Consider the following 20,389-nt stretch of genomic DNA (forward strand, 5'->3'; position numbering starts at 1 on the left):
TCCCCCTCCGCGATACCCGCGAGTAACGTACGCGCTCCCGAGAGCGCATCCGCGCACCTGCCTTGCAGCCCGCCACCGGGCCCGAGCCATGCAAGGAGCACTGCCATGCCGCACGACTCGCAGCCACCCCCGCATCCGCCCCGGCAGTCCCCGCACCCGCCACGCCCGGCCCCACCCCCGTACCCCGGCGACTACCTCATGCCCTGGCAGAGTTCACCGCCCCCGCCACCACCCCGCCGCCCGGCCCCCGCACGACGTCCCGCACCCGGCCACCACAGCGACCTGCGACGGCTGCGCGCCGCCTACCGCGTGCTGCGCCGCGTCTCGACCCTCACCGCACTCGGCTACTTCACCCTGTTCCTCCTGCTGTCCGGCTACGCCCCGGCCCTGATGACCCGCCCCGTGGGCGACGGCGGACTCACCACCGGCCTCCTTCTCGGCCTGTGCCAGCTCCCCGTGGCGCTCGCGGCCATCGCGGTATACGAATGGACCGCCCGCCGCACCGTCGACCCGCTCAGCGCCGGACTCCGCGAGCGGGCGGGCCACGGCACGGGGCACACCCCGGCAGCGGACCGCAGGACGGGAGCGGGCCGGTGAACGGATTCGACGAGTCCGCCCAGACGCTGTCCCTCACCGCGTTCATCGCGGTCGCCAGCGTCACCCTGCTGCTCTGCGTCATGACCGGCCCCGACCGCGACGACCTCGACGCCTTCTACACCGGCTACCGCTCGCTCTCACCCCTGCGGGGCGGCCTGGCCATCGCCGGCGACTACCTCTCCGCCGCCACGGTCCTCGGCACCACCGGAGTCATCGCCCTCACCGGCCACGACGGGCTCGTCCTCGCCCTCAGCACGACACTGTCCCTGGTCCTGCTGATGTTCCTGCTCGCCGAACCCCTACGCAACGCAGGCCGGTTCACGATGGGCGACATGCTCGCCCGCCGGGCCCCCGGCCGGGCCGCCCGCATCGCGTCCTGCGCCGTCACCATCGCCGCGCTGCTGCCGCTCATGGTCGTCCAGCTCGCCGGCAGCGGCAGTCTGCTCGCCTTCATCCTCGGCTTCGACAGCTCCGGATTCCGCACCGGATCCATCGTCGCCCTCGGCATCGTCATGATCGGCTACGCGGCCATAGGCGGCATGAAGGGCACCGCCCTGATCCAGATCATCAAGACCGTCGCGCTACTCGGCGCGGGACTCCTCGTCTCCGTACTCGTCCTCGACCGCTTCGACTGGGACACCGGCGCGCTACTCCGGGCCGCCGAGACCGGGAGCGGCGCCGGTACCGCCTACCTGCACGCCGGACTCCAGTTCGACGGCAACGACCTCGACATGATCAGCTCCGAACTGACCGTCGTACTGGGCGCCGCCTGCCTGCCCCACATCACCATGCGGATGACCGTCGTCCGCAGCGCCCGGGCGGTCCGCCGCTCCATGTCCTGGGCCGTCTGCGTGGTCGTCGGCCTCTGCCTCCTCCTCGCCGTCATCGGCTTCGGAGCCGCCGCCCTCGTCGGACACGACCGCATCACCGCCGCCGGGGCCCAGGGCAACAGCGCCATCCTCCAGGTCACCGGCGCCGTGGCGGGCGGCGGCGGGGCCGGGGCGCTCGTCGTCACCACCATGACCACCGCGATCTTCCTGACCCTGCTCGCCTCCGTCGCCGGAATGATCCTGGCCTGCGCCAACTCCCTCGCCCACGACCTCTTCGCCCACAGCCTGCGAGCCCGCAGGCCGGTGAAGAACCGCACCGAGATGGCAACCGCCCAGGGCGCCGCCGTCGGCGTAGGGGCACTCGCCGTCACCCTCGCCGTACTGGCCCGGCACTGGAACGTCCAGGCGCTGGTGACCCTGTCCTTCTGCATCGGCGCGTCCGCCATCGCCCCGGCCCTGGTCTACAGCATGTTCTGGCGCCGCTTCACCCGCACCGGCCTGCTCTGCACCCTCATCGGCGGCACCGCCTGCGTGCTCGTCCTGATCACCGGCACCAACCTGGTCTCCGGCTCCCCGGGATCCGTCTTCCCCCACCGCGACTTCAACTGGTTCCCGCTCACCACGACCGGCCTGGTCTCCATCCCCTTCGGCTTCCTGGCCGGCTGGCTGGGCACCGTGTGCGGCCGGGACACGGACACCACCGGCCAACGCCGCCGCTACGAAGCCGTCGAACCCTGGATCCTCGCGGGAGCCCCACCCGCTGGACGACGCTGACCGGCCCACGGGGCAGGGACCCTTCAGCTCCCCGCCCGCTCACACGCGACGACGGGAGCCGTTCCCGCGCGCGAGGGTGCCGCACACACGGAGAGACCGGGAACCCGGCCGCTGACCGGCGGCCCGGTCGGACAACACCGGGCCCGGAACCCGACAGCTGACCGGCAGCCCGGGAACCCGGCCGCAGACCGGGAACCCGGCCGCAGACCGGGAACCCGGCCGCTGACCGGTAGCCCGGCCGGACAACACCACGCCGGGAACCCGGCACGGCATCACTCAGCCGGGCCCACCGCCGCACGCCCCGTCAGAGCCGCCAGCGAATTACGTACATGCGCCATGTGCGCCTGCACCTCCTCACGGCCCTCCTCGTGCTCCCTCAGGACCCGCTCCGTCTCCCGCACCACACGCTCCTCCGCCATCCTGGCCCCGGACAGCAGCTCCGCCGCACGCGCCTCCGCATCCTCCTGGCCGTGCCGCGCCGCCTCCTCCACATCCGCGAGCTCCCGCCGCGCCCGCGCCAGCAGCGCCTCCCCACGGGCCGTCAGCTCCGCCTCACCCCGCGCCGCCGCGGCCTCCGCACCGGCGATCTCCGCATCCGCCGCCTTGCCCCGCTCGGCATGCTCCTGCTCCTGATGCGCCAGGACCCCCGCCGTACGCCTGGTGGTACCGGCCATCTCCGCATCCGCGGCTCCCCGCACCTCACCGGCCTCCTGGCGCGCCTCCTCCACAAGGACCCCGGCGGCACTCCCCGCCTCGGCCAGCAGCTCCTCCGCGCGGGCGTCCGCAGCAGCCCGCACAGCGGCCGCCTGCCCACGCGCCGCCTCACGGGCCTCCCGGCCCGCCTCGCCCGCCGCGTCCCGCAGCGCCTGCGCCTCCTCCAGCGCCGCACCCCGCGCCGCCTCCGCCTCGGCCTCCGCCAGAGCCAGAATCTGCTGCGCCCGCTCCCCCAGCGACTGATACGTCTGCGGCGCGAGCGAGGCCACCACCTCACCCAGCCGTTCGGACTCCGCCGTCAACTCCTCGGCCAGCGCCGTCAGCCGGGACAACCGCTCCCGAGCCCCGTCCCGCTCCGCGGACAGCGAGGCCACCATGCGGTCCACCTGCTCAGGACGGTAACCACGCCCCCGTACACCGACAAAACCGTACGCGGACACCGGTCCACCACTCATCCCTGAAGCCCTCTTTCCCGCTCTCCGACGCCCGGCCATGAAGCAATACGTCAAGGATGCGGTAATTGGCCAAGAAGTCGGAATCGATCAGCCGTATTCAGGACGGAAGCGACCCGCATCACAGGACCCCGCGCAAAAGGCGCCCGCCCCCACCAGGGAACGAGCGCCTCTCGCACACAACAGATCAGACCCGGCCGGACCGCCTCACAGCAGCCCGTCCCACATCTGCTCCAGCAGAACCGACCACCAGCCCTCCGGCGACGCCAGCGCCGCAGGATCGATCGCCACGAGCTGCGCCTGGAAGTCGACCGTCCAACGGCCCGCCTGCTCCGGGTTCAGCCCGAATCGCAGCCGCCACATCCGGCCCAGCAACGCCATCGACCGCACGAACTCCGGCAGCCCCGTGTTCACGAACTGCGGCGGCACCGGCGCACCACCCGGCCCCGCCTCCACCGGCACGGCCACGATGTTCGCAGTCCCGTACTGCACACAGATCGCCCGGCCGAAGTCCGACCCCATCACCAGGTACGAACCCGCGTCCGACGCCGGCTGCACCTGACGCTGCGCCGCGAGCTCCGCCAGCGTCGGCACCACCGGATGACCCGGCTGCGCCCAGAAGAACGGCCCGAAATCGGCGGGCAGCCCCGCCCACACCAGGGTCCGCGCCACCACCTCGGGCACACCCTGACGGGACACCGCACGCTGATCGAAGCGCAGCACACCAGGACCGAACGCCCCGTGAAGCTCCTCCGCCAACGCCTCCGGAGGCACCGCGGCGGCAGGCGGCATCTGCGGCAACGGCGCCCGCACCGGAGCCGGCCGTGCCGGACCGTCGGCCACCTGGTGCAGCTCACCCTGGTGCGTCAGCAGATGCTGCATCCCCTGCTGCCGGCTCGCGTGATCCGTCCCGTACGGCGCCACACTCGTGATCCGGACCTGCGGCCAGGTCTCACGGATCATCCGCGCGCAGTAACCACCCGGCAGCTCGCACGACTCCAGCTCCGTATGCAGCTCGATGACCTGCTGCGGCGGCACGTTCATCGCACGCAGCTCATGCAGCATCTGCCACTCCGGATGCGGAGTACCCGGCGCCGAACGCCGGATCAGCTGCTGCTCGCTGCCGTCGGCCGCACGGAAACGCAGCACGGCCTGATAACCCGGGCCGACCGTCGGCAGGCCCGTCGGCTGCTGCGGATAGCCGTACGCCCCAGGGGGCGGCGGGGTGTGCGGACCCTGCCCCGGCATCCCCGGCATCCCGGGAGGACCGGGAGGACCGGGCGGCTGCGGCGCCCCCGGGCCGACCTGCCCAGGACCCGCAAGCATCGTCGCGGCATGGTGCACCCCGCCCCCCGGAGGAGGCGTCGCACCCGGCGGCGGGCCGGGCGGCCCGGGAGGCGGCGTCGAACCCGGCGGAGGCGGCGGCATCACGCCCGGAGCACCCGGAGCACCAGGGGGGCCGGGAGGAGCCGGAGGCCCGGGCGGGCCCGGAGGACGCGGCGCGTTCGGGCCCCCGATGCTCGCATCGGCGAACATCGTCGCGGCGTGATGCATCCCGCCACCCGGAGGCGGCGTGGCACCAGGAGGCCCGGGAGGCCCAGGAGGCGCGGGCGGCTGAGCACCCGGCGGCGGAGTCGCCCCCGGAGCCGGCGCACCCGGAGGGCCGAGCTGCGACACCAGCTGCGTCGGCACATAGCCACCTGCCGGCGCACCCGGCGCACCCGGCCCCGAAGGCGGCGGAGTCGCCCCCGGCGGCACACCCGGCGCACCGGGCGGCGGCGGAGTCGTCGGCCCCGACCCCCGCGCACCCCTCGGCGGCACGACCGCCTTGCTCGTCGCCGCGTCCGCGATGTCCTCCGCGCCCCGGCCCGGAGCGACGGGAGCCGCAGGGGCAGCCGGAGCCCCGGCAACACGGGCAGGAGGCGGCGGAGCCTGCGGGTCCAGCCCCGGCACGACCGCGGTCGGCGGCAGCTGACTGCCACCCGACATCAGCGCGGTAGGCGCCTCCGCCGGGACGACCGGCGGCGGGGTCCCGTCATCGTCCGACCCCGACAGCGGCGGCGCGAAAACCGTCGCGGGCAGGGGCACCCCGCCCTCGTCAGCACTCGCGTTCGTATCGGTACCAGCCCAGGGGGTACCCCCGGCCGGCACCCCGTCGTTCGCCGTCGGCTCATGGTCCGCCTGCCCACCGGCAGCCGGCCACGCCGCCCCCGAACCGGCAAGACCCGGCGCGGGAACGGAAGGAAGAGAGGGAGAAGGAGAGACCGGAACGGACGACGGCGCGGGAGTCGGAAGAGAAGACGACGACGGCGCAGGAGTCGGTACGGAGGACGACGACGGCGCAGGAGCAGAAGACGGCTCGTCCGCCTCCGGGCGCCGGTCCGGAATCCCCAGCTTGTCCGCCGCCTCCTGAAGCCACTCCGGCGGAGTCAGCAGGAACGACGTCTGGTTCAGATCGATGCGCCGCGCCGGCTCCGGAGCCGCCCGCACCTCCGCGGACGCCCCGTAATCCTCCTCGTACCGCCGTATCACCTCACCCACCGGCAGCCCCGGCCACAACGTGGCCTCACCACTGTCCCGGGCGATCACCAGCCGCTGACGGCCCCCGTCCGAAACAGGGCCCTCCGCACGGTCCTCGGCCCACACCACGAAACCCAGCTCGAACTCACGGACCCGGACCTCACGGTGCTGATACGCGGGCACGTCACCGTTGACCCACTCGTCCGCCCGCTCCTGCGCCTGCGCGAAGGTCACCACCGCGCTCACCCCTCCACCGGGACGGCCCGCGCGAAGCCACCGTCCACCATCAGGTTCGCCACCGTCTCCAGCTCCGGCGGATTGCCGGCGAGACGCTGGAGGAAAGCATCGAAATCCTCACCGCACGGCAGCAGAAGCCGGTCCACCCGCTCCTGCACACCCCAGCCGTCCTGATCCCGCGCGTCGTCGTAGGCGCAGAACCAGACCGACCCCAGACCACCACCGCGCACCTTCACCGCCAGGATGCCGCCCTGGACGAAAGCCACGCCCAGAAAATCCTTCGTGAAGTGATCCCGCAGACACTTGTTGACGTACACCAGGTCATTCACAGCCGCTTCCTCACGCACCGTGAAGAACGGCTGGTCCACCAGCAGACCGAGCTCCGCGTCCAGCGCCGCGCCCACCGGAGCCGAACCACCGGCCGCCTTGAGGAACGACCGGTACGCACCCGGAAGCCGATACCCCAGATCCTCCTCGACACCCAGGATCTGCTGCTCACCCACAGCCACAGACCCCTTGGGCAGCCGGAAATGAGCGGGGCGGGTCTCCTGGAGCGGCCGCGTCCCCCGACGGTTCTGATCCACCGAAGCAGTCGCCAGACCGCCGTGATGACGCAACAACGCCTTCACCTCGACCGGGACCAACTCCATCCGCCGGCCACCCGCCACGTGGTGCCACGTCCAGCCGTGCGGAGTCGCCACCGCGGGAATCGTGTCCCACAGCTCATGCCCACTCGCCGCCAGCGCCGCGTTCGCCGACACGTAATCCGTCAGCCGCAACTCGTCGACACCGAAACCAGGAGGAGGATCGGCGATCTCCGCAGCCGCACGCGCGTACGGCGAAAGCACCGGATAGCCGTTGCCGTCCACGCGCACACCCCTGGGATGGCGGGACGCCCGGACAGGATCCGGGAAATGCACGACCTGCCCGGCATAGGCCGCATTCGGTGGCGCGGCTTGCTGCCCGAGCCGACCTGTCGTCATGGCGGTTGCCCCCTGCTGCGTCCGGTGTTCCGCACAGCCTATGCGGTGACGCAACAAGGCCCCCCTCCCCCGCACCCCTCTCACCGAACGTCACCGCGGGGTGACGGACACGCGACAACGGGGCCACCGAGCCGCGACACGCAGACACGTTTCACCGCCCCAGCTTCCCCACCACCCTGCATATTTGGCAGGCTGTCCCCGCAACTCGGGGGATTGCAGGGAGGGACACCAGCACCATGCACACAGCACAAGCAGTCACATCCGGAGATCCGCGACTCAGTTGGAGCAGCACCGAGCCCAGCCGCGCACCCCACCTCCACCACCGCCGCGACGGCATCCTGCCGGCGGTGGCCGCAGCCCTGTCCGTACGCGGAGAGACGCTCACCTGCACCGCGGGCAAGGGCGACCAGCCACCGGTCCTCCACCCGCTCGTACAGGACTTCCTCGACACCCTCACCAGCAACCAGCGCGAACGCTTCACCGGACGCTGCCCCGAAGCCATACTCCTGTCACGACAGCTCACCGCGGCCGACGACAGCCGGTCCAAACGAGCCCAGCGCAAGCCCCTCACCAGCAGTGAAGCCCGCCGGGCACTCAAGCACGCCCGGATCACCGCACGCCGCATCCGCGAGGACGGCGACCCCCTCCACGGCAGCTACGCACCCCCCTGCCGTTCCTGCACGGCGATGCTCGCCCACTTCGGCGTACGCCCCGTCGACCTCACCACGGGCACGGCGACCACCGCCGAGAAGGGCTGAGCACACCACCATGCACGACCGGAACGACAGACCAGGCCAACAGAGCCGCACCTCCACCACCCGCTTCCCCGTCGCCGTCGACGCCGCACTCCGCGACGCCGGATGGCAGCCCGGCCGCTGGGACATCCGCCAGGCCGAGGAATGGGCCGACGCCCTCCGCTCCCACGCCTCCCCCGCCGGACACCAGCACGCCGTCTTCCCCGCGGCGGTCGAAGCCTGGGCCGAATTCGGCGGACTCCGCCTCAATCCGTCCGCACCCGGCCGGCAGATCGCCACCACCACCGTGCGCATCGACCCGCTCAGCGGACTCCACCTGGCACGCACGCTCGGCGACCTCGGACGCGCACTCGAAACCGAGGTCGCCCCCCTCGGCGAAGAGGGCGACGGACAAGCGGTCCTCGCCATCGACAACGAAGGACGCGTCTACTCCATCGACCACACCGGCGACTGGTACCTCGGCTCCGACATCGACCGCGCCCTGGAAACCCTCATGACCGGCGTCCAGCCCGCCCGCCTCACCTCAGGCTGAGCCCCCCCCTCACGCCCCCCTCACGCCCCCGGCGTCCACCCCGCACGCACCACCCCGGGCTGAGCCCCTCACGCATCCCCGGCGTCCGGCAGCACCGCCGACACCCGGAAACCCCCCGCGTCCGTCGGCCCCGACACAAAAACGCCCCCGAGCCCCAGCACCCGCTCCCGCATCCCCACCAGACCGTTGCCACCGCTCGGCAGCCCCGCGTCCGCCGTCACACCGTCCGTAGGACCGTTCTCCACCTGCATCGCCACCTCCGCCCCCCGATGCGCGAGCCGCACCCACGTCTTCGCACCCGCCGCATGCTTGTGCACGTTCGTCAACGCCTCCTGCACCACCCGGTACGCCGTCTGCTCCACCTCCGGCGCATACGGACGCGGCTCCCCCTGCACCGACAGCTCCACCGTCATCCCCGCCTCACGGGACTGCGCCACCAGCGCCTCCACCTCGCGCAGCCGAGGCCCGTCCTCCACCACCGTCACCACAGCCGCGGCCGCCACCCGCCCCACCGAAGCCAGCGGCACCTGCCCGGCCCGGGGAGCCACCAGCGCATCCCCGCTCCGCAGAACGCCCAGCATCTCCCTGAGCTCCGTCAACGCCTGCCGTCCCATGTCCCCCACCAGCGCGGCGTTGCGCACCGCCTTCGCGGGATCCTTCGGAGCCACCGCCTGCAACGCCGCCGCGTGCACCACCATCAGGCTCACCCGGTGCGCCACCACGTCATGCATCTCCCGGGCGATCCGAGTCCGCTCCTCCGTACGCGCCCACTCGGCCCGCTCCTCCGCCCGGTCAGCCAGCAGCGACAGCTCCCGCTCCAGCGAGTCCGCGCGCTCCCTCAAGCTCTCCATCAGCCTGCGCCGCGCCCCGATGTACAGACCGAACAGCACCGAGGGCGCCGTCAGCCCCAGCGACATGAAGAGGGACACCCCTGGGACGTACCAGACACCCGGCCCGAATTCCGCGTCGGCGTCCACGCTCTGCCGCAGCCGCACGTACGACACGATGAACGTGCCGACGAGCGTCATCCCCGTCAGGACCACCGTGATCCTGCGCGGCACCTCGGATGCCGCCAGGGTGTACAGCCCGACGATCCCCATCAGATAGCCCATCTCGGCGGGCGTCGTCGCTATCGACACCAGCACCACGGCGATCGGCCAGCGCCTGCGCAGCACCAGCACCGACCCCGCCAGCAGCCCGAAGAGCACCCCGAACGGCACCGGCAGCCCGGTGTCCCCGGCGAACGCCACCCCCTCCAGCGCACACTCCAGCGCCGAAAGCAGCGCCACCCCCACGTCCAGGGCGGCACTGCGCCGCCGCTCCCACCACCAGTAGCCGCGGGTGGTCGGACCCGCCGCTTCCAGGTCTGCCCCCGTTGCGGTCATGGCATCCAGCCTACGGGCGGACGCATCCCAATTTCCGGAGACTCCATCAGCACGGAAAGCAACCGGTCACGCCGTAAACGCAGGTAATCGCACGATCCGGTGAACCGAGCACCCTTTCGACCCGGACGTCCGCATTCCGGACGACGCTGTCCGTATGACACATGCCGACGGCAAGTACGCGGACTTCGAGGGGCTGCGCGAGAAGGCGATCGCGCTACGACGGGAAGGCCTCAGCCGCCGCCAGATCCGGGACCGGCTGAAGGTGTTCAACAACGACATCCTCGACCGCATGCTGAGAGGAGAGCCCGCCCCGGAGTGGACGAAGCGCCCACGAGCGAAGGACGACCTGCGGAACAGGGCCCGCGAGCTGCGTCTCCAGGGCATGACCTACGACCGGATCCAGATGGAGCTCGGCTGCTCGAAGAGCTCGATCTCGCTCTGGGTACGGGACCTGCCGAGGCCTGCTCCCCGGACAAGAGAGGAAGCCTCGGCGATCGCCAAGCGGGGCTGGGAGGTCATCCTTCGACAACGGGAGCAGGAGCGCCAAGAGGTGAAGCGCTCCGCCCGGCGTGAGATCGGCCCCCTGACCGAGCGCGAGCTGTTCCTGTTAGGCGTAGGGCTGTACTGGGCCGAGGGAACCAAGGACAAGCCCCATGCGCGTCGCGAACGCGTCGCTTTCGTGAACAGCGATCCCGGCATGATCCAGATCTTTCTGACCTGGCTCGCCCTGCTGGACATCACTCCGGACAGGCTGCGCTTCCACGTGATGATCCACGAATCCGCGGACGTAGCCTCGGCTGAGCGCTACTGGGCCGGTCTCACCGGCGCGGACCTCTCGGCATTCGGCAAGACCACGCTCAAGAAGCACAACCCCAAGACCACCCGCAAGAACACCGGGGAGCACTATCGTGGTTGCCTCGTGATCCACGTACAGCAGAGCGCGGACCTCTACCGTCGCATCGAAGGCTGGTGGTGCGGCATAGTGGTCGGCAGCGCTTTCGGGCAGGGCCACTCTCTGCCCGGCTGACGTGCGTTCCGCCGTAGTGTAATTGGCAGCACGGCACCCTTTGGAGGTGTTCGGTCTAGGTTCGAGTCCTAGCGGCGGAGCAACTCAGCGGGCCCCGACCTCACCGGTCGGGGCCCGCGCTCGTTTCGGGCATATACGCCCCCGGTATCCTGCGGATGTCCACCACCCGAAGCCGAAGGGCACATCCGTGAGCGCCAACCCCCCGGCAGCAGTCGTCGTCCTCGCAGCGGGTGAGGGCACCCGCATGAAGTCGAAGACCCCCAAGGTCCTGCACGAGATCTCCGGGCGCTCGCTCGTCGGACATGTCGTCGCCGCCTCCCGTGAGCTCGACCCCCAGCACCTCGTCGTGGTCGTCGGTCACGCCAGCGAGCAGGTCACCGCGCACCTGTCCGCCGGCGACACCTCCGTGCGCACCGCCTACCAGGCCGAGCAGAACGGAACCGGCCACGCGGTCCGGATGGGCCTCGAGGAGCTCGGCGGCACCGTGGACGGCACCGTGATCGTCGTCTGCGGTGACACCCCGCTGCTCTCCGGCGAGACCCTCTCCGCGCTCGCCACGACCCACGCCGCCGACTCGAACGCCGTCACCGTGCTGACCGCCGAGGTACCGGACTCCACCGGCTACGGCCGGATCGTGCGCGACGCGGCCACCGGCGCGGTCACCGAGATCGTCGAGCACAAGGACGCCACCGCCGCACAGCGTGCGATCCGGGAGATCAACTCGGGCGTCTTCGCGTTCGACGGCCGCCTGCTGACCGACGCCCTGGGCAAGGTGCGTACGGACAACAGCCAGGGCGAGGAGTACCTCACCGACGTGCTGTCGATCCTGCGTGAGGCCGGGCACCGCGTGGGGGCCTCGGTCGCCGGCGACCACCGGGAGATCCTGGGGATCAACAACCGCCTCCAGCTGGCGGAGGCGCGGCGCCTGCTCAACGAGCGGCTGCTGGAGCGCGCCATGCTCGCCGGCGTGACGGTCGTGGACCCCGCGTCGACGCTGATCGACGCGACGGTGACGTACGAGCGTGACGCGATCGTGCACCCGGGGACCCAGCTGCTCGGGTCGACGCACCTCGCGGAGGACTCCGAGGTCGGCCCGAACTCCCGTCTGAGGGACACCGTCGTCCGCGCGGGCGCCCGGGTGGACAACACGGTCGCCGACGGCGCCGAGGTGGGCCCGGGAGCGACCGTGGGCCCGTTCGCGTATCTGCGGCCGGGGACGCGCCTGGGGGCGAAGGCGAAGGCGGGCACGTACGTCGAGATGAAGAACGCGACGATCGGCGAGGGCACGAAGGTGCCGCACCTGAGTTACGTCGGGGACGCGACGATCGGTGATCACACCAACATCGGTGCGGCGAGCGTGTTCGTGAACTACGACGGGGTGGCCAAGCACCACACCACGATCGGGTCCCACTGCCGGACCGGGTCGGACAATATGTTTGTGGCGCCTGTCACGGTCGGGGACGGCGTTTACACGGCGGCGGGCTCGGTCATCACCAAGGATGTGCCGTCCGGTTCGCTGGCTGTCGCACGGGGCCAGCAGCGGAATATCGAGGGCTGGGTGGCCCGGAAGCGTCCCGGGAGCGCGGCGGCGCAGGCTGCTCAGGCAGCCGTGCAGGAGTCCGACGGCGAAAGCTGACCGGAAACAGGTGCGCCAAAGGCGGCGTACCGTGATAGATGCTCACCCATTTCGGCTGGCTAGTCGCACATCGGGACACCTGCGCGCGGCGCCAGATACACGTCTGAGGAGACTGTGCTGTGACCGGGATCAAGACGACCGGCGAGAAGAAACTGATGCTCTTCTCCGGCCGCGCCCACCCCGAGCTGGCCGAGGAGGTCGCACATCAGCTGGGTGTCGGTCTCGTGCCGACGAAGGCCTTCGATTTCGCCAACGGTGAGATCTACGTGCGTTTCCAGGAGTCCGCTCGCGGCGCCGACTGCTTCCTGATCCAGAGCCACACGGCTCCGATCAACAAGTGGATCATGGAGCAGCTGATCATGCTGGACGCGCTGAAGCGCGCGTCGGCGCGGTCCATCACGGTGATCGTGCCGTTCTACGGCTACGCCCGTCAGGACAAGAAGCACCGTGGCCGCGAGCCGATCTCGGCGCGCATGGTCGCGGACCTGATGAAGACGGCGGGTGCGGACCGCATCCTCACCGTCGATCTGCACACGGACCAGATCCAGGGCTTCTTCGACGGTCCGGTGGACCACCTGTTCGCGCTGCCGATCCTGGCGGACTACGTCGGTGCGAAGGTGGACCGGTCGAAGCTGACGATCGTGTCGCCGGACGCCGGCCGGGTGCGGGTGGCGGACCGTTGGTGCGACCGTCTGGACGCGCCGCTGGCGATCGTGCACAAGCGCCGCGACAAGGACGTGCCGAATCAGGTCAGCGTCCACGAGGTCGTCGGTAACGTCGAGGGCCGGGTGTGTGTCCTGGTCGACGACATGATCGACACGGGTGGCACGATCTGTGCCGCAGCGGACGCCCTGTTCGCGCACGGTGCCGAGGACGTCATAGTGACGGCCACGCACGGCGTGCTCTCGGGTCCGGCGGCGGACCGGCTGAAGAACTCGAAGGTCAGTGAGTTCGTCTTCACGGACACGCTGCCGACGCCGGGTGAGCTGGAGATCGACAAGATCACGGTGCTCTCGATCGCGCCGACGATCGCCCGTGCGGTACGTGAGGTGTTCGAGGACGGTTCCGTGACGAGCCTCTTCGAGGAGCAGGAGTGACCACCTCCGGGTGATGACCTCCGTGCGGCCACCTCCGGGTGATCGACTTTGGGAGCGGCCTCCCCGCCGGGTAGACTGGACAAGTTGCTCGGCGAGGGAGGCCGTTCTCATGCCTGGTCATGGGAATCGGCGGTCCGTTATCGACGCGCTCTTCGTAGCAGGCCTGTCGTGGGCCGGGTGACCATCGGTTTTTCGTCACCTTACGAGGAGTGCAGCATGGCTGAGATCAAGCTCGACGCAACGGTCCGTACGGAGTTCGGCAAGGGCGCTGCCCGTCGCACCCGTCGCGCCAACCTGGTTCCCGGGGTCGTCTACGGCCACGGTGCTGAGCCGGTTCACATCAACCTGCCGGGCCACGAGCTGCTTCTCGCCCTGCGTACCGCCAACGTCCTGATCGGTCTCGAGATCGACGGCAAGGACGCCCTGGTGATCCCGAAGGCCGTGCAGCGCAACGCCCTCAAGGGCAACATCGAGCACGTCGACCTGCTGACCGTGAAGCGCGGCGAGAAGGTCAACGTCGAGATCGCGGTGCACGTCGAGGGCGACCTGGCGCCGGGCGGCAACCTGCTCGAGTACGTGCAGAACACGCTGCTCGTCGAGGCCGAGGCCACGCACATCCCCGAGTCCGTGACGGTCTCGATCGCGGGCCTGGACGCCGGTGACTCGATTCTCGCGAAGGACATCCCGCTCCCCAAGGGTTCGGTGCTGGCGGGCGACGAGGACGCCGTCGTGCTCCAGGTCGTCGCCGCGCAGGCCGAGGAGGCCCCCGCCGAGGAGGCCGGCGCCGAGGCCTGAGCCTCGCCCCACCTGCTTGACTGACGGGGTGGCGGTTCCCTTCCGGGGATCCGCCGCCCCGTTTCCCTGTTACCGCTGGCCCGTACGCGAGGAGACCGAACCCAGATGTCCGACGTCACCGACCCCTGGCTGATCGTGGGCCTCGGCAATCCCGGCCCCGAGTACGCGGCGAACCGGCACAACGTCGGTTTCATGGTCGCCGATCTGCTGGCGGAGCGGATCGGCGGCAAGTTCAAGCGGGCGCAGAAGGCGCAGGCGCAGGTGCTGGAGGGGCGGATCGGTCCACCGGGGCCGTCGAGCCGTCGTGTGGTGCTGGCGAAGCCGATGTCGTACATGAATCTGTCGGGCGGGCCGGTCACCGCGCTGCGGGACTTCTACAAGGTGCCCACTGATCACATCGTGGCGGTGCACGACGAGCTGGACATCGATTTCGGCATGCTGCGGCTGAAGCTGGGCGGCGGTGACAACGGGCACAACGGGCTGAAGTCGATGACGAAGGCGATGGGTCCGGATTATCACCGGGTGCGGTTCGGGATCGGGCGCCCGCCGGGGCGGATGCAGGTCGCCGATTTCGTACTGAAGGATTTCTCGTCGGCGGAGCGCAAGGAGCTCGCGTATCTGGTGGACCGGTCGGCGGATGCGGTGGAGTCGTTGCTGGCGGACGGGCTGGAGCGGGCGCAGTCCACGTACAACTCCTGACATTCCTGCTGCTAGTTGGGCTGTTTTCGGCCACAGGTTGACCGAGGGCAGGGCTCTGCCCAAGGATCGGCCCCCATGAAACGGAGTTCCTCCCACCGCCTGCTGGCCCATGGCCGTACGTTCGCCGCGGGCTGTGTCGTCCTGTTGCTGCTGGTCGCGGGGGTGTGGTCGTCGTGGAACAGCGCGCACCACATCGTCCTCGCCAAGGGCCGTGAGCACGGGACGATGACGGTGACGGCGTGCGGTGAGGACGCGTGCACGGGGTCGTTCGCGCCGGACGCGGACTCGTCGAAGCGGTCCGAGGTGAGCGTCGAGCGGTCCGTCGCGGCGAAGAAGGGGGACCGTTTCCCCGTCGTGGTGAAGCCCGGGACCGGGGATGTCGTGCGTACCGGGACGCCGGGCTTTCTGCATGCCTGGGTGCCGCTGGGTGGTGCGCTGGTGCTTGCCGCCCTGGTGATCGGTGGCGGCATGCGGCTGACGCGGACCGCGTGGGGTGCGGGGATCGCGGGTGCGGTCCTGTTGACGGCGACGTTCGTCGCCCTCTGACGGGCCCGCACCCGCTCGGTTCTCCCGGGTGAGGGTCAGCCGGTGTTGCGCAGGCCCGCGGCGACACCGTTCACGGTGAGCAGCAGGGCCCGTGCGAGCAGCGGGTCGGTTTCCTCGCCGCGTTCGGCGGCCTGGCGCTGGCGGGCGAGCAGGGACACCTGGAGGTAGGAGATCGGGTCCAGGTAGGCGTCGCGGATGGCGAAGGTCTGCTGGAGCACCGGGTTGCTGCCGAGGAGTTCCTTGCCGCCGGTGACCTTGAGGACTTCCTGCACGGTGAGTTCGTGCTCGGCCTGGATGACGTCGAAGACGTGCTTGAGCTCGTCGGGGACGAGGGTGTCGACGTAGTGCCGGGCGATGCGCAGGTCGGTCTTGGCGAGGGTCATCTCGACGTTGGAGAGGAAGTTCTGGAAGAAGTGCCACTGTTCGTGCATTTCGTCCAGGACGGTGTCGAGACCGGCTTCGCGGAGGGCCTTGAGGCCGGAGCCGACACCGAACCAGCCGGGCACGATCTGCCGTGACTGGGTCCAGCCGAACACCCACGGGATGGCGCGCAGGCCGTCGAGCGAGACGCCGGAGCCGGGGCGGCGGGAGGGCCGCGAGCCCAGGTGCAGGTCGGCGAGCTGGTCCACCGGGGTCGAGGCGAGGAAGTACGTCGGCAGGTCGGGGTCCTCGACCAGCTTGCGGTAGGCCGCGTGGGCGGCGTCCGAGACGGTGTCCATGGCCGCGTCCCAGCGGGCGAGCGCTTCGTCGGACTGGCGGGGTGCGGTGTGGAGTGCGGAGGCCTGGAGGGTGGCCGCGACGGTCAGTTCCAGGTTCTCGCGGGCGAGGGCGGGGATGAGGTACTTGTCGGAGATGACCTCGCCCTGTTCGGTCACCTTGATCTCGCCCTCGAGGGTGCCCCAGGGCTGCGCGAGGATCGCGTCGTGCGAGGGGCCGCCGCCGCGGCCGACGGTGCCGCCGCGGCCGTGGAAGAGGCGCAGGCGTACGCCGTAGCGGTGGGCCACGTCGCGGAGCCGGCGCTGGGCACGGTGGATCTCCCACTGGGAGGTGGTGATGCCGCCGAACTTGGAGGAGTCGGAGTAGCCGAGCATGACCTCCTGGACGTCGCCGCGGAGCGAGACGAGGCGGCGGTAGGAGGGGTCGGCGAGCATCTCGTCGAGGATGACGTCGGCGGCCTTGAGCTCGTCGGTGGTCTCCAGGAGCGGCACGATGCCGATCTTGGCCCAGCCGCCGTGGAGGTCGATGAGGCCGGCCTCGCGGGCGAGGACGGCGGCGGCGAAGACGTCGTCGGCGCCCTGGCACATCGAGATGATGTAGGACTCGATGACTTCGGGGCCGAAACGCTCGAAGGCCTGCTTGATGGTGTGGAAGACGCCGAGGGTCTTCTCGCCGGCGGCGTCGAGCGGTGCCGGGGTGGGGGCGAGGGGGCGGCGGGAGCGGAGTTCCTTGGCTAGGAGCTTCTGCCGGTAGTCGCGCGGCATGTCGGTGTAGCGCCAGGACTCCTCGCCGAGGCGGTCGAAGAGCTGGCCGAGCGCGTGGTGGTGGGCGTCGGCGTGTTCGCGGACGTCCATGGTGGCGAGCTGGAGGCCGAACGCGGTGAGCGTGCGGATGGTTCGGTTCATGCGGCCGTCGGCGAAGAGTCCGCCGCGGTGTTCGCGCAGGGAGGTCTGGATGAGGGCCAGGTCTGCGATGAGCTCGGCGGTGCCGAGGTAGTCGCAGCCGGGGCGGTGGGGTGTGCCGGAGGCGAGGCGCTCGCGGGTGTTGACGAGCTTCTGGCGGACGCAGGTGGCCTTGAGCCGGTAGGGCTCCTCGGCGTTCAGCCGCTTGTAGCGGGGGCTGATCTCGGGGAGGCGCTCCAGGTCGGTCTGGAGCGAGGTGAGGAGCTCGTCGGTGGCTCCGGTGTAGCGGATGGAGTTGGAGAGCAGTCCGCGCAGCTGGTCGACGAGTTCGAGGGCGTCGGTGATGCCGTGCTCGTGCTGGAGGATGAGCACGTCCCAGGTGACGGTGGGCGTGACGTTGGGGTTGCCGTCGCGGTCGCCTCCGATCCAGGTGCCGAAGGTGAGGGGGCGGGTGCCGGCGGGCAGTTCGACGCCGACGCGCTCCAGTTCCGCGGCCAGGTCCTCCAGGACGTCGCCCACCGCGTTGGCGTGGAGTTCGTCGAGGTAGTAGATGGCGTTGCGGGCTTCGTCGGCGGGCTCGGGGCGTACGACGCGGAGCTCGTCGGTCTGCCAGATGAGGTCGATGTTCTCGGCCAGGCGGATGTCCTGGCGCCGGCGGTCGGCCTCGATGACCGGGGTGTCGAGGAGCTCGGCGATGCGGCGGAGCTTGTTGAGGACCGAGCGCCGGGCGGCCTCGGTGGGGTGTGCGGTGAAGACGGGCCGGACGTTGAGGTTCTTGACCGTCTCGCGCAGGTGCTCGGGGTCGGCGTCCTTGAGGCGGTCGGCGGTGCGGGCGAGGAGCCCGCCCTCGGCGGACCGGCGGTCGCGCATCTCGTGGGCGCGGTGGACCTGCTCGGTGACGTTGGCGAGGTGGAAGTAGGTGGAGAAGGCGCGCACGAGCTGCGCGGCGGTCTCCAGGTCCGTGTCGCCGAGGAGCTCGGCCGCTGCCTCGCCGTCCTCGCGGGTCAGGGCGCGGACGCGCTCGACGAGGTCGAGGAGGTCCTGGCCCTCCTGTCGTACGAGGGTCTCGCCCAGCAGGTCGCCGAGGCGGCGGATGTCGGCCCGCAGTTCGGTGTTGGCGGCAGGGGTCTGGTCGGCACTGCTCACAGTGTGCGGCTCCTTGCAGTGGTTGAGCACGTCTGTCAGGGGGGCCGGGGCGCTCGCGGTGCTGACGGGTCACCCCGGATGTGCAGAGTGCGGACCGCGCTGTCCGACCCACCCAGGATAGGTGTCCGGGGGTCCGGCGTGCTCGCTGCCCTGCGGGGGTGAGACGGATCCGGGGTAAGTGGGGGGTGAGGGCCTCCCCCACAAGGGTTGTGGCGGCGGCGCTCTCTTGTCCCGGCACGTTTCGCTGCAATACTTACGTTGCCGTAGGTTACGGAAGCGTAGCCCGCTCATACCGTCATATTTCCTCACCTCACGGGGGACTCCCCACATGCCCACCAGCCCCGATGTGATCGACGACGGCCTGCCGGCGTCGGCAGGCAACCCCGCATCCCCCTCCGCCACGCTCGGCGGCGACAAGAAGCGTTCGATCGAGCAGATCGCACTGCTGCTGTTCATCGTGGTGCCCTTCGCGGCCCTGGTCGCGGCGGTGCCGCTCGCCTGGGGCCGTGGTGTCAGCTGGCTCGACCTCGGTCTGCTGGTCGCCATGTACTACTGGGGCTGCCACGGCGTGACGATCGGATTCCACCGCTACTTCACGCACGGCTCGTTCAAGGCGAAGCGTCCGCTCCGCATCGCCCTGGCCGTCGCGGGTTCGATGGCCGTCGAGGGTCCGCTCGTGCGCTGGGTGGCCGACCACCGCAAGCACCACCGCTTCTCCGACGCCGAGGGCGACCCCCATTCCCCGTGGCGGTTCGGCGAGAATCTCCCGGCGCTGATGAAGGGCCTGTGGTGGGCCCACATCGGCTGGATGTTCAACGAGGAGCAGACGCCGCAGCAGAAGTACGCCCCGGACCTGGTCAGGGACCCGGCGATCCGTGGCATCTCGCGTCACTTCCTCAGCTTCACGATCCTTTCGCTGGCCATCCCGCCGCTGGTCGGCGGCCTGGTCACGATGTCGTGGTGGGGTGCGTTCACCGCCTTCTTCTGGGGCTCGCTGGTGCGGGTCGCGCTGCTCCACCACGTGACGTGGTCGATCAACTCGATCTGCCACGCGGTCGGCAAGCGGCCGTTCAAGTCCCGCGACCGGTCCGGGAACGTGTGGTGGCTGGCGGTGCTGTCGTGCGGTGAGTCCTGGCACAACCTGCACCACGCGGACCCGACCAGCGCGCGGCACGGGGTGATGAGGGGACAGATCGATTCCAGCGCCCGGCTGATCCGCTGGTTCGAGAAGCTGGGCTGGGCACACGATGTCCGGTGGCCCGACGCCTCGCGTATCGCCGCCCGCCGCAAGGCTCCGGCCGCCGACCCGGCATGATTGACGACGTGGCGACCGACGGAAGCACAAGCGGCGAGAAGAGCATGCCTGCCCCCACGCGACGGGCCCGGCGGGTCCGGATGACGGGCAAGGAGCGCCGCGAGCAACTCCTGGACATCGGCCGCGCCCTGTTCGCCGACAAGGGCTTCGAGGGAACCTCGGTGGAGGAGATCGCGGCGCGCGCCGGGGTCTCCAAGCCGGTGGTGTACGAGCACTTCGGAGGCAAGGAGGGCCTGTACGCCGTCGTGGTCGACCGCGAGATGCGCCAGCTGCTGGACATGGTGACGGGGGCACTCACCGCCGGTCACCCCCGTGAGCTGCTGGAGCAGGCGGCGTTCGCGCTGCTCGACTACATCGACACGTACACGGACGGTTTCCGGATCCTGGTCCGTGACTCCCCGGTCGCACAGTCCACGGGCACCTTCGCGTCGCTCATCAGCGACATCGCGACGCAGGTCGAGGACATCCTGGGCCTGGAGTTCAAGGCCCGGGGCTTCGACCCGAAGCTGGCCCCGCTGTACGCCCAGGCCCTGGTCGGGATGGTGGCGCTGACCGGCCAGTGGTGGCTGGACGTGCGGAAGCCCAAGAAGGCCGAGGTCGCCGCCCATCTGGTGAATCTGGCGTGGCACGGACTGGAGAACCTGGAGCCGAAGCCGCGGCTGATAGGCCACCGGAAGAGCTGATCCCGCCGGTCAGCGCGTGATCACTCGTTGTGATGACGCCTGCTGGT

General features: G+C 70.6%; 17 protein-coding genes and 1 tRNA gene. 13 read left to right on the forward strand and 5 right to left on the reverse strand.

Features of this window, described 5'->3' with window-relative positions:
• Nucleotides 1-105 precede the first annotated feature (105 nt).
• On the forward strand, nucleotides 106-597 hold the full coding sequence (locus tag HED23_RS31495) for a DUF485 domain-containing protein (protein WP_203186714.1): 492 nt from the start codon (nucleotides 106-108) through the stop codon (nucleotides 595-597).
• On the forward strand, nucleotides 594-2,201 hold the full coding sequence (locus HED23_RS31500) for a cation acetate symporter (RefSeq protein ID WP_238442186.1): 1,608 nt from the start codon (nucleotides 594-596) through the stop codon (nucleotides 2,199-2,201). The genes HED23_RS31495 and HED23_RS31500 overlap by 4 nt, the downstream gene beginning before the upstream one ends.
• A gap of 272 nt (nucleotides 2,202-2,473) precedes the next feature.
• On the opposite strand, the gene HED23_RS31505 is transcribed toward HED23_RS31500, so the two are convergent.
• From HED23_RS31505 to HED23_RS31515, 3 genes are all read right to left on the reverse strand, one after another.
• Nucleotides 2,474-3,370 carry a cellulose-binding protein gene (locus tag HED23_RS31505; protein ID WP_203186716.1) on the reverse strand — a complete coding sequence of 299 codons (897 nt, stop codon included), beginning with the start codon at nucleotides 3,368-3,370 and terminating at the stop codon, nucleotides 2,474-2,476.
• A 204-nt stretch (nucleotides 3,371-3,574) separates the two neighbouring features.
• Complete coding sequence (locus HED23_RS31510) at nucleotides 3,575-6,124, reverse strand: SUKH-4 family immunity protein (protein ID WP_420803091.1); 2,550 nt, start codon at nucleotides 6,122-6,124, stop codon at nucleotides 3,575-3,577.
• A gap of 5 nt (nucleotides 6,125-6,129) precedes the next feature.
• Nucleotides 6,130-7,107, reverse strand: coding sequence for an SMI1/KNR4 family protein (locus tag HED23_RS31515; protein ID WP_203187720.1), 978 nt, complete (start codon nucleotides 7,105-7,107; stop codon nucleotides 6,130-6,132).
• A 236-nt stretch (nucleotides 7,108-7,343) separates the two neighbouring features.
• Here HED23_RS31515 and HED23_RS31520 point away from each other — a divergent pair, with 236 nt between their 5' ends.
• Both HED23_RS31520 and HED23_RS31525 read left to right on the forward strand, forming a co-directional pair.
• Nucleotides 7,344-7,865 carry a YwqJ-related putative deaminase gene (locus HED23_RS31520; protein ID WP_203186718.1) on the forward strand — a complete coding sequence of 174 codons (522 nt, stop codon included), beginning with the start codon at nucleotides 7,344-7,346 and terminating at the stop codon, nucleotides 7,863-7,865.
• Between the two features lie 10 nt (nucleotides 7,866-7,875).
• The gene (locus HED23_RS31525; RefSeq protein WP_203186719.1) at nucleotides 7,876-8,394 is read left to right on the forward strand and encodes an SUKH-3 domain-containing protein; all 519 of its coding nucleotides are present in this window, start codon (nucleotides 7,876-7,878) and stop codon (nucleotides 8,392-8,394) included.
• A gap of 68 nt (nucleotides 8,395-8,462) precedes the next feature.
• On the opposite strand, the gene HED23_RS31530 is transcribed toward HED23_RS31525, so the two are convergent.
• Nucleotides 8,463-9,779, reverse strand: a complete 1,317-nt coding sequence (locus HED23_RS31530; protein ID WP_203186720.1) for a sensor histidine kinase — start codon at nucleotides 9,777-9,779, stop codon at nucleotides 8,463-8,465.
• Nucleotides 9,780-9,933: 154 nt separating this feature from the next.
• On the opposite strand from HED23_RS31530, the gene HED23_RS31535 reads away from it, so the two are divergent.
• From HED23_RS31535 to HED23_RS31565, 7 genes are all read left to right on the forward strand, one after another.
• Nucleotides 9,934-10,806, forward strand: coding sequence for a hypothetical protein (locus tag HED23_RS31535; protein WP_203186721.1), 873 nt, complete (start codon nucleotides 9,934-9,936; stop codon nucleotides 10,804-10,806).
• Between the two features lie 7 nt (nucleotides 10,807-10,813).
• Nucleotides 10,814-10,886: transfer RNA gene (locus HED23_RS31540), tRNA-Gln, on the forward strand.
• Nucleotides 10,887-10,993: 107 nt separating this feature from the next.
• A complete protein-coding gene (glmU, locus tag HED23_RS31545; RefSeq protein ID WP_203186722.1) occupies nucleotides 10,994-12,442 on the forward strand; it encodes a bifunctional UDP-N-acetylglucosamine diphosphorylase/glucosamine-1-phosphate N-acetyltransferase GlmU in 1,449 nt (482 codons plus the stop codon).
• A 119-nt stretch (nucleotides 12,443-12,561) separates the two neighbouring features.
• Entirely contained in the window at nucleotides 12,562-13,539 is a 978-nt protein-coding gene (locus HED23_RS31550; protein WP_203186723.1) for a ribose-phosphate diphosphokinase, read from the forward strand.
• 216 nt (nucleotides 13,540-13,755) lie between these two features.
• Nucleotides 13,756-14,334, forward strand: a complete 579-nt coding sequence (locus HED23_RS31555) for a 50S ribosomal protein L25/general stress protein Ctc (RefSeq protein ID WP_203186724.1) — start codon at nucleotides 13,756-13,758, stop codon at nucleotides 14,332-14,334.
• A 105-nt stretch (nucleotides 14,335-14,439) separates the two neighbouring features.
• Complete coding sequence (gene pth, locus HED23_RS31560) at nucleotides 14,440-15,033, forward strand: aminoacyl-tRNA hydrolase (protein WP_203186725.1); 594 nt, start codon at nucleotides 14,440-14,442, stop codon at nucleotides 15,031-15,033.
• 75 nt (nucleotides 15,034-15,108) lie between these two features.
• Nucleotides 15,109-15,579, forward strand: a complete 471-nt coding sequence (locus tag HED23_RS31565; RefSeq protein ID WP_203186726.1) for a hypothetical protein — start codon at nucleotides 15,109-15,111, stop codon at nucleotides 15,577-15,579.
• A 35-nt stretch (nucleotides 15,580-15,614) separates the two neighbouring features.
• Here HED23_RS31565 and ppc read toward each other — a convergent pair whose 3' ends face one another.
• Nucleotides 15,615-18,344 (reverse strand): phosphoenolpyruvate carboxylase, encoded by a 2,730-nt coding sequence (gene ppc, locus HED23_RS31570; protein WP_203186727.1) that lies wholly within the window; start codon nucleotides 18,342-18,344, stop codon nucleotides 15,615-15,617.
• Between the two features lie 328 nt (nucleotides 18,345-18,672).
• Here ppc and HED23_RS31575 point away from each other — a divergent pair, with 328 nt between their 5' ends.
• On the forward strand, nucleotides 18,673-19,659 hold the full coding sequence (locus tag HED23_RS31575) for an acyl-CoA desaturase (protein WP_203186728.1): 987 nt from the start codon (nucleotides 18,673-18,675) through the stop codon (nucleotides 19,657-19,659).
• Nucleotides 19,656-20,342 (forward strand): TetR/AcrR family transcriptional regulator, encoded by a 687-nt coding sequence (locus HED23_RS31580; RefSeq protein WP_203186729.1) that lies wholly within the window; start codon nucleotides 19,656-19,658, stop codon nucleotides 20,340-20,342. Before HED23_RS31575 ends, HED23_RS31580 begins: the two co-directional genes overlap by 4 nt.
• Nucleotides 20,343-20,389 lie beyond the last annotated feature (47 nt).

The organism is Streptomyces pratensis (assembly GCF_016804005.1).
GTDB lineage: Bacteria > Actinomycetota > Actinomycetes > Streptomycetales > Streptomycetaceae > Streptomyces > Streptomyces pratensis_A.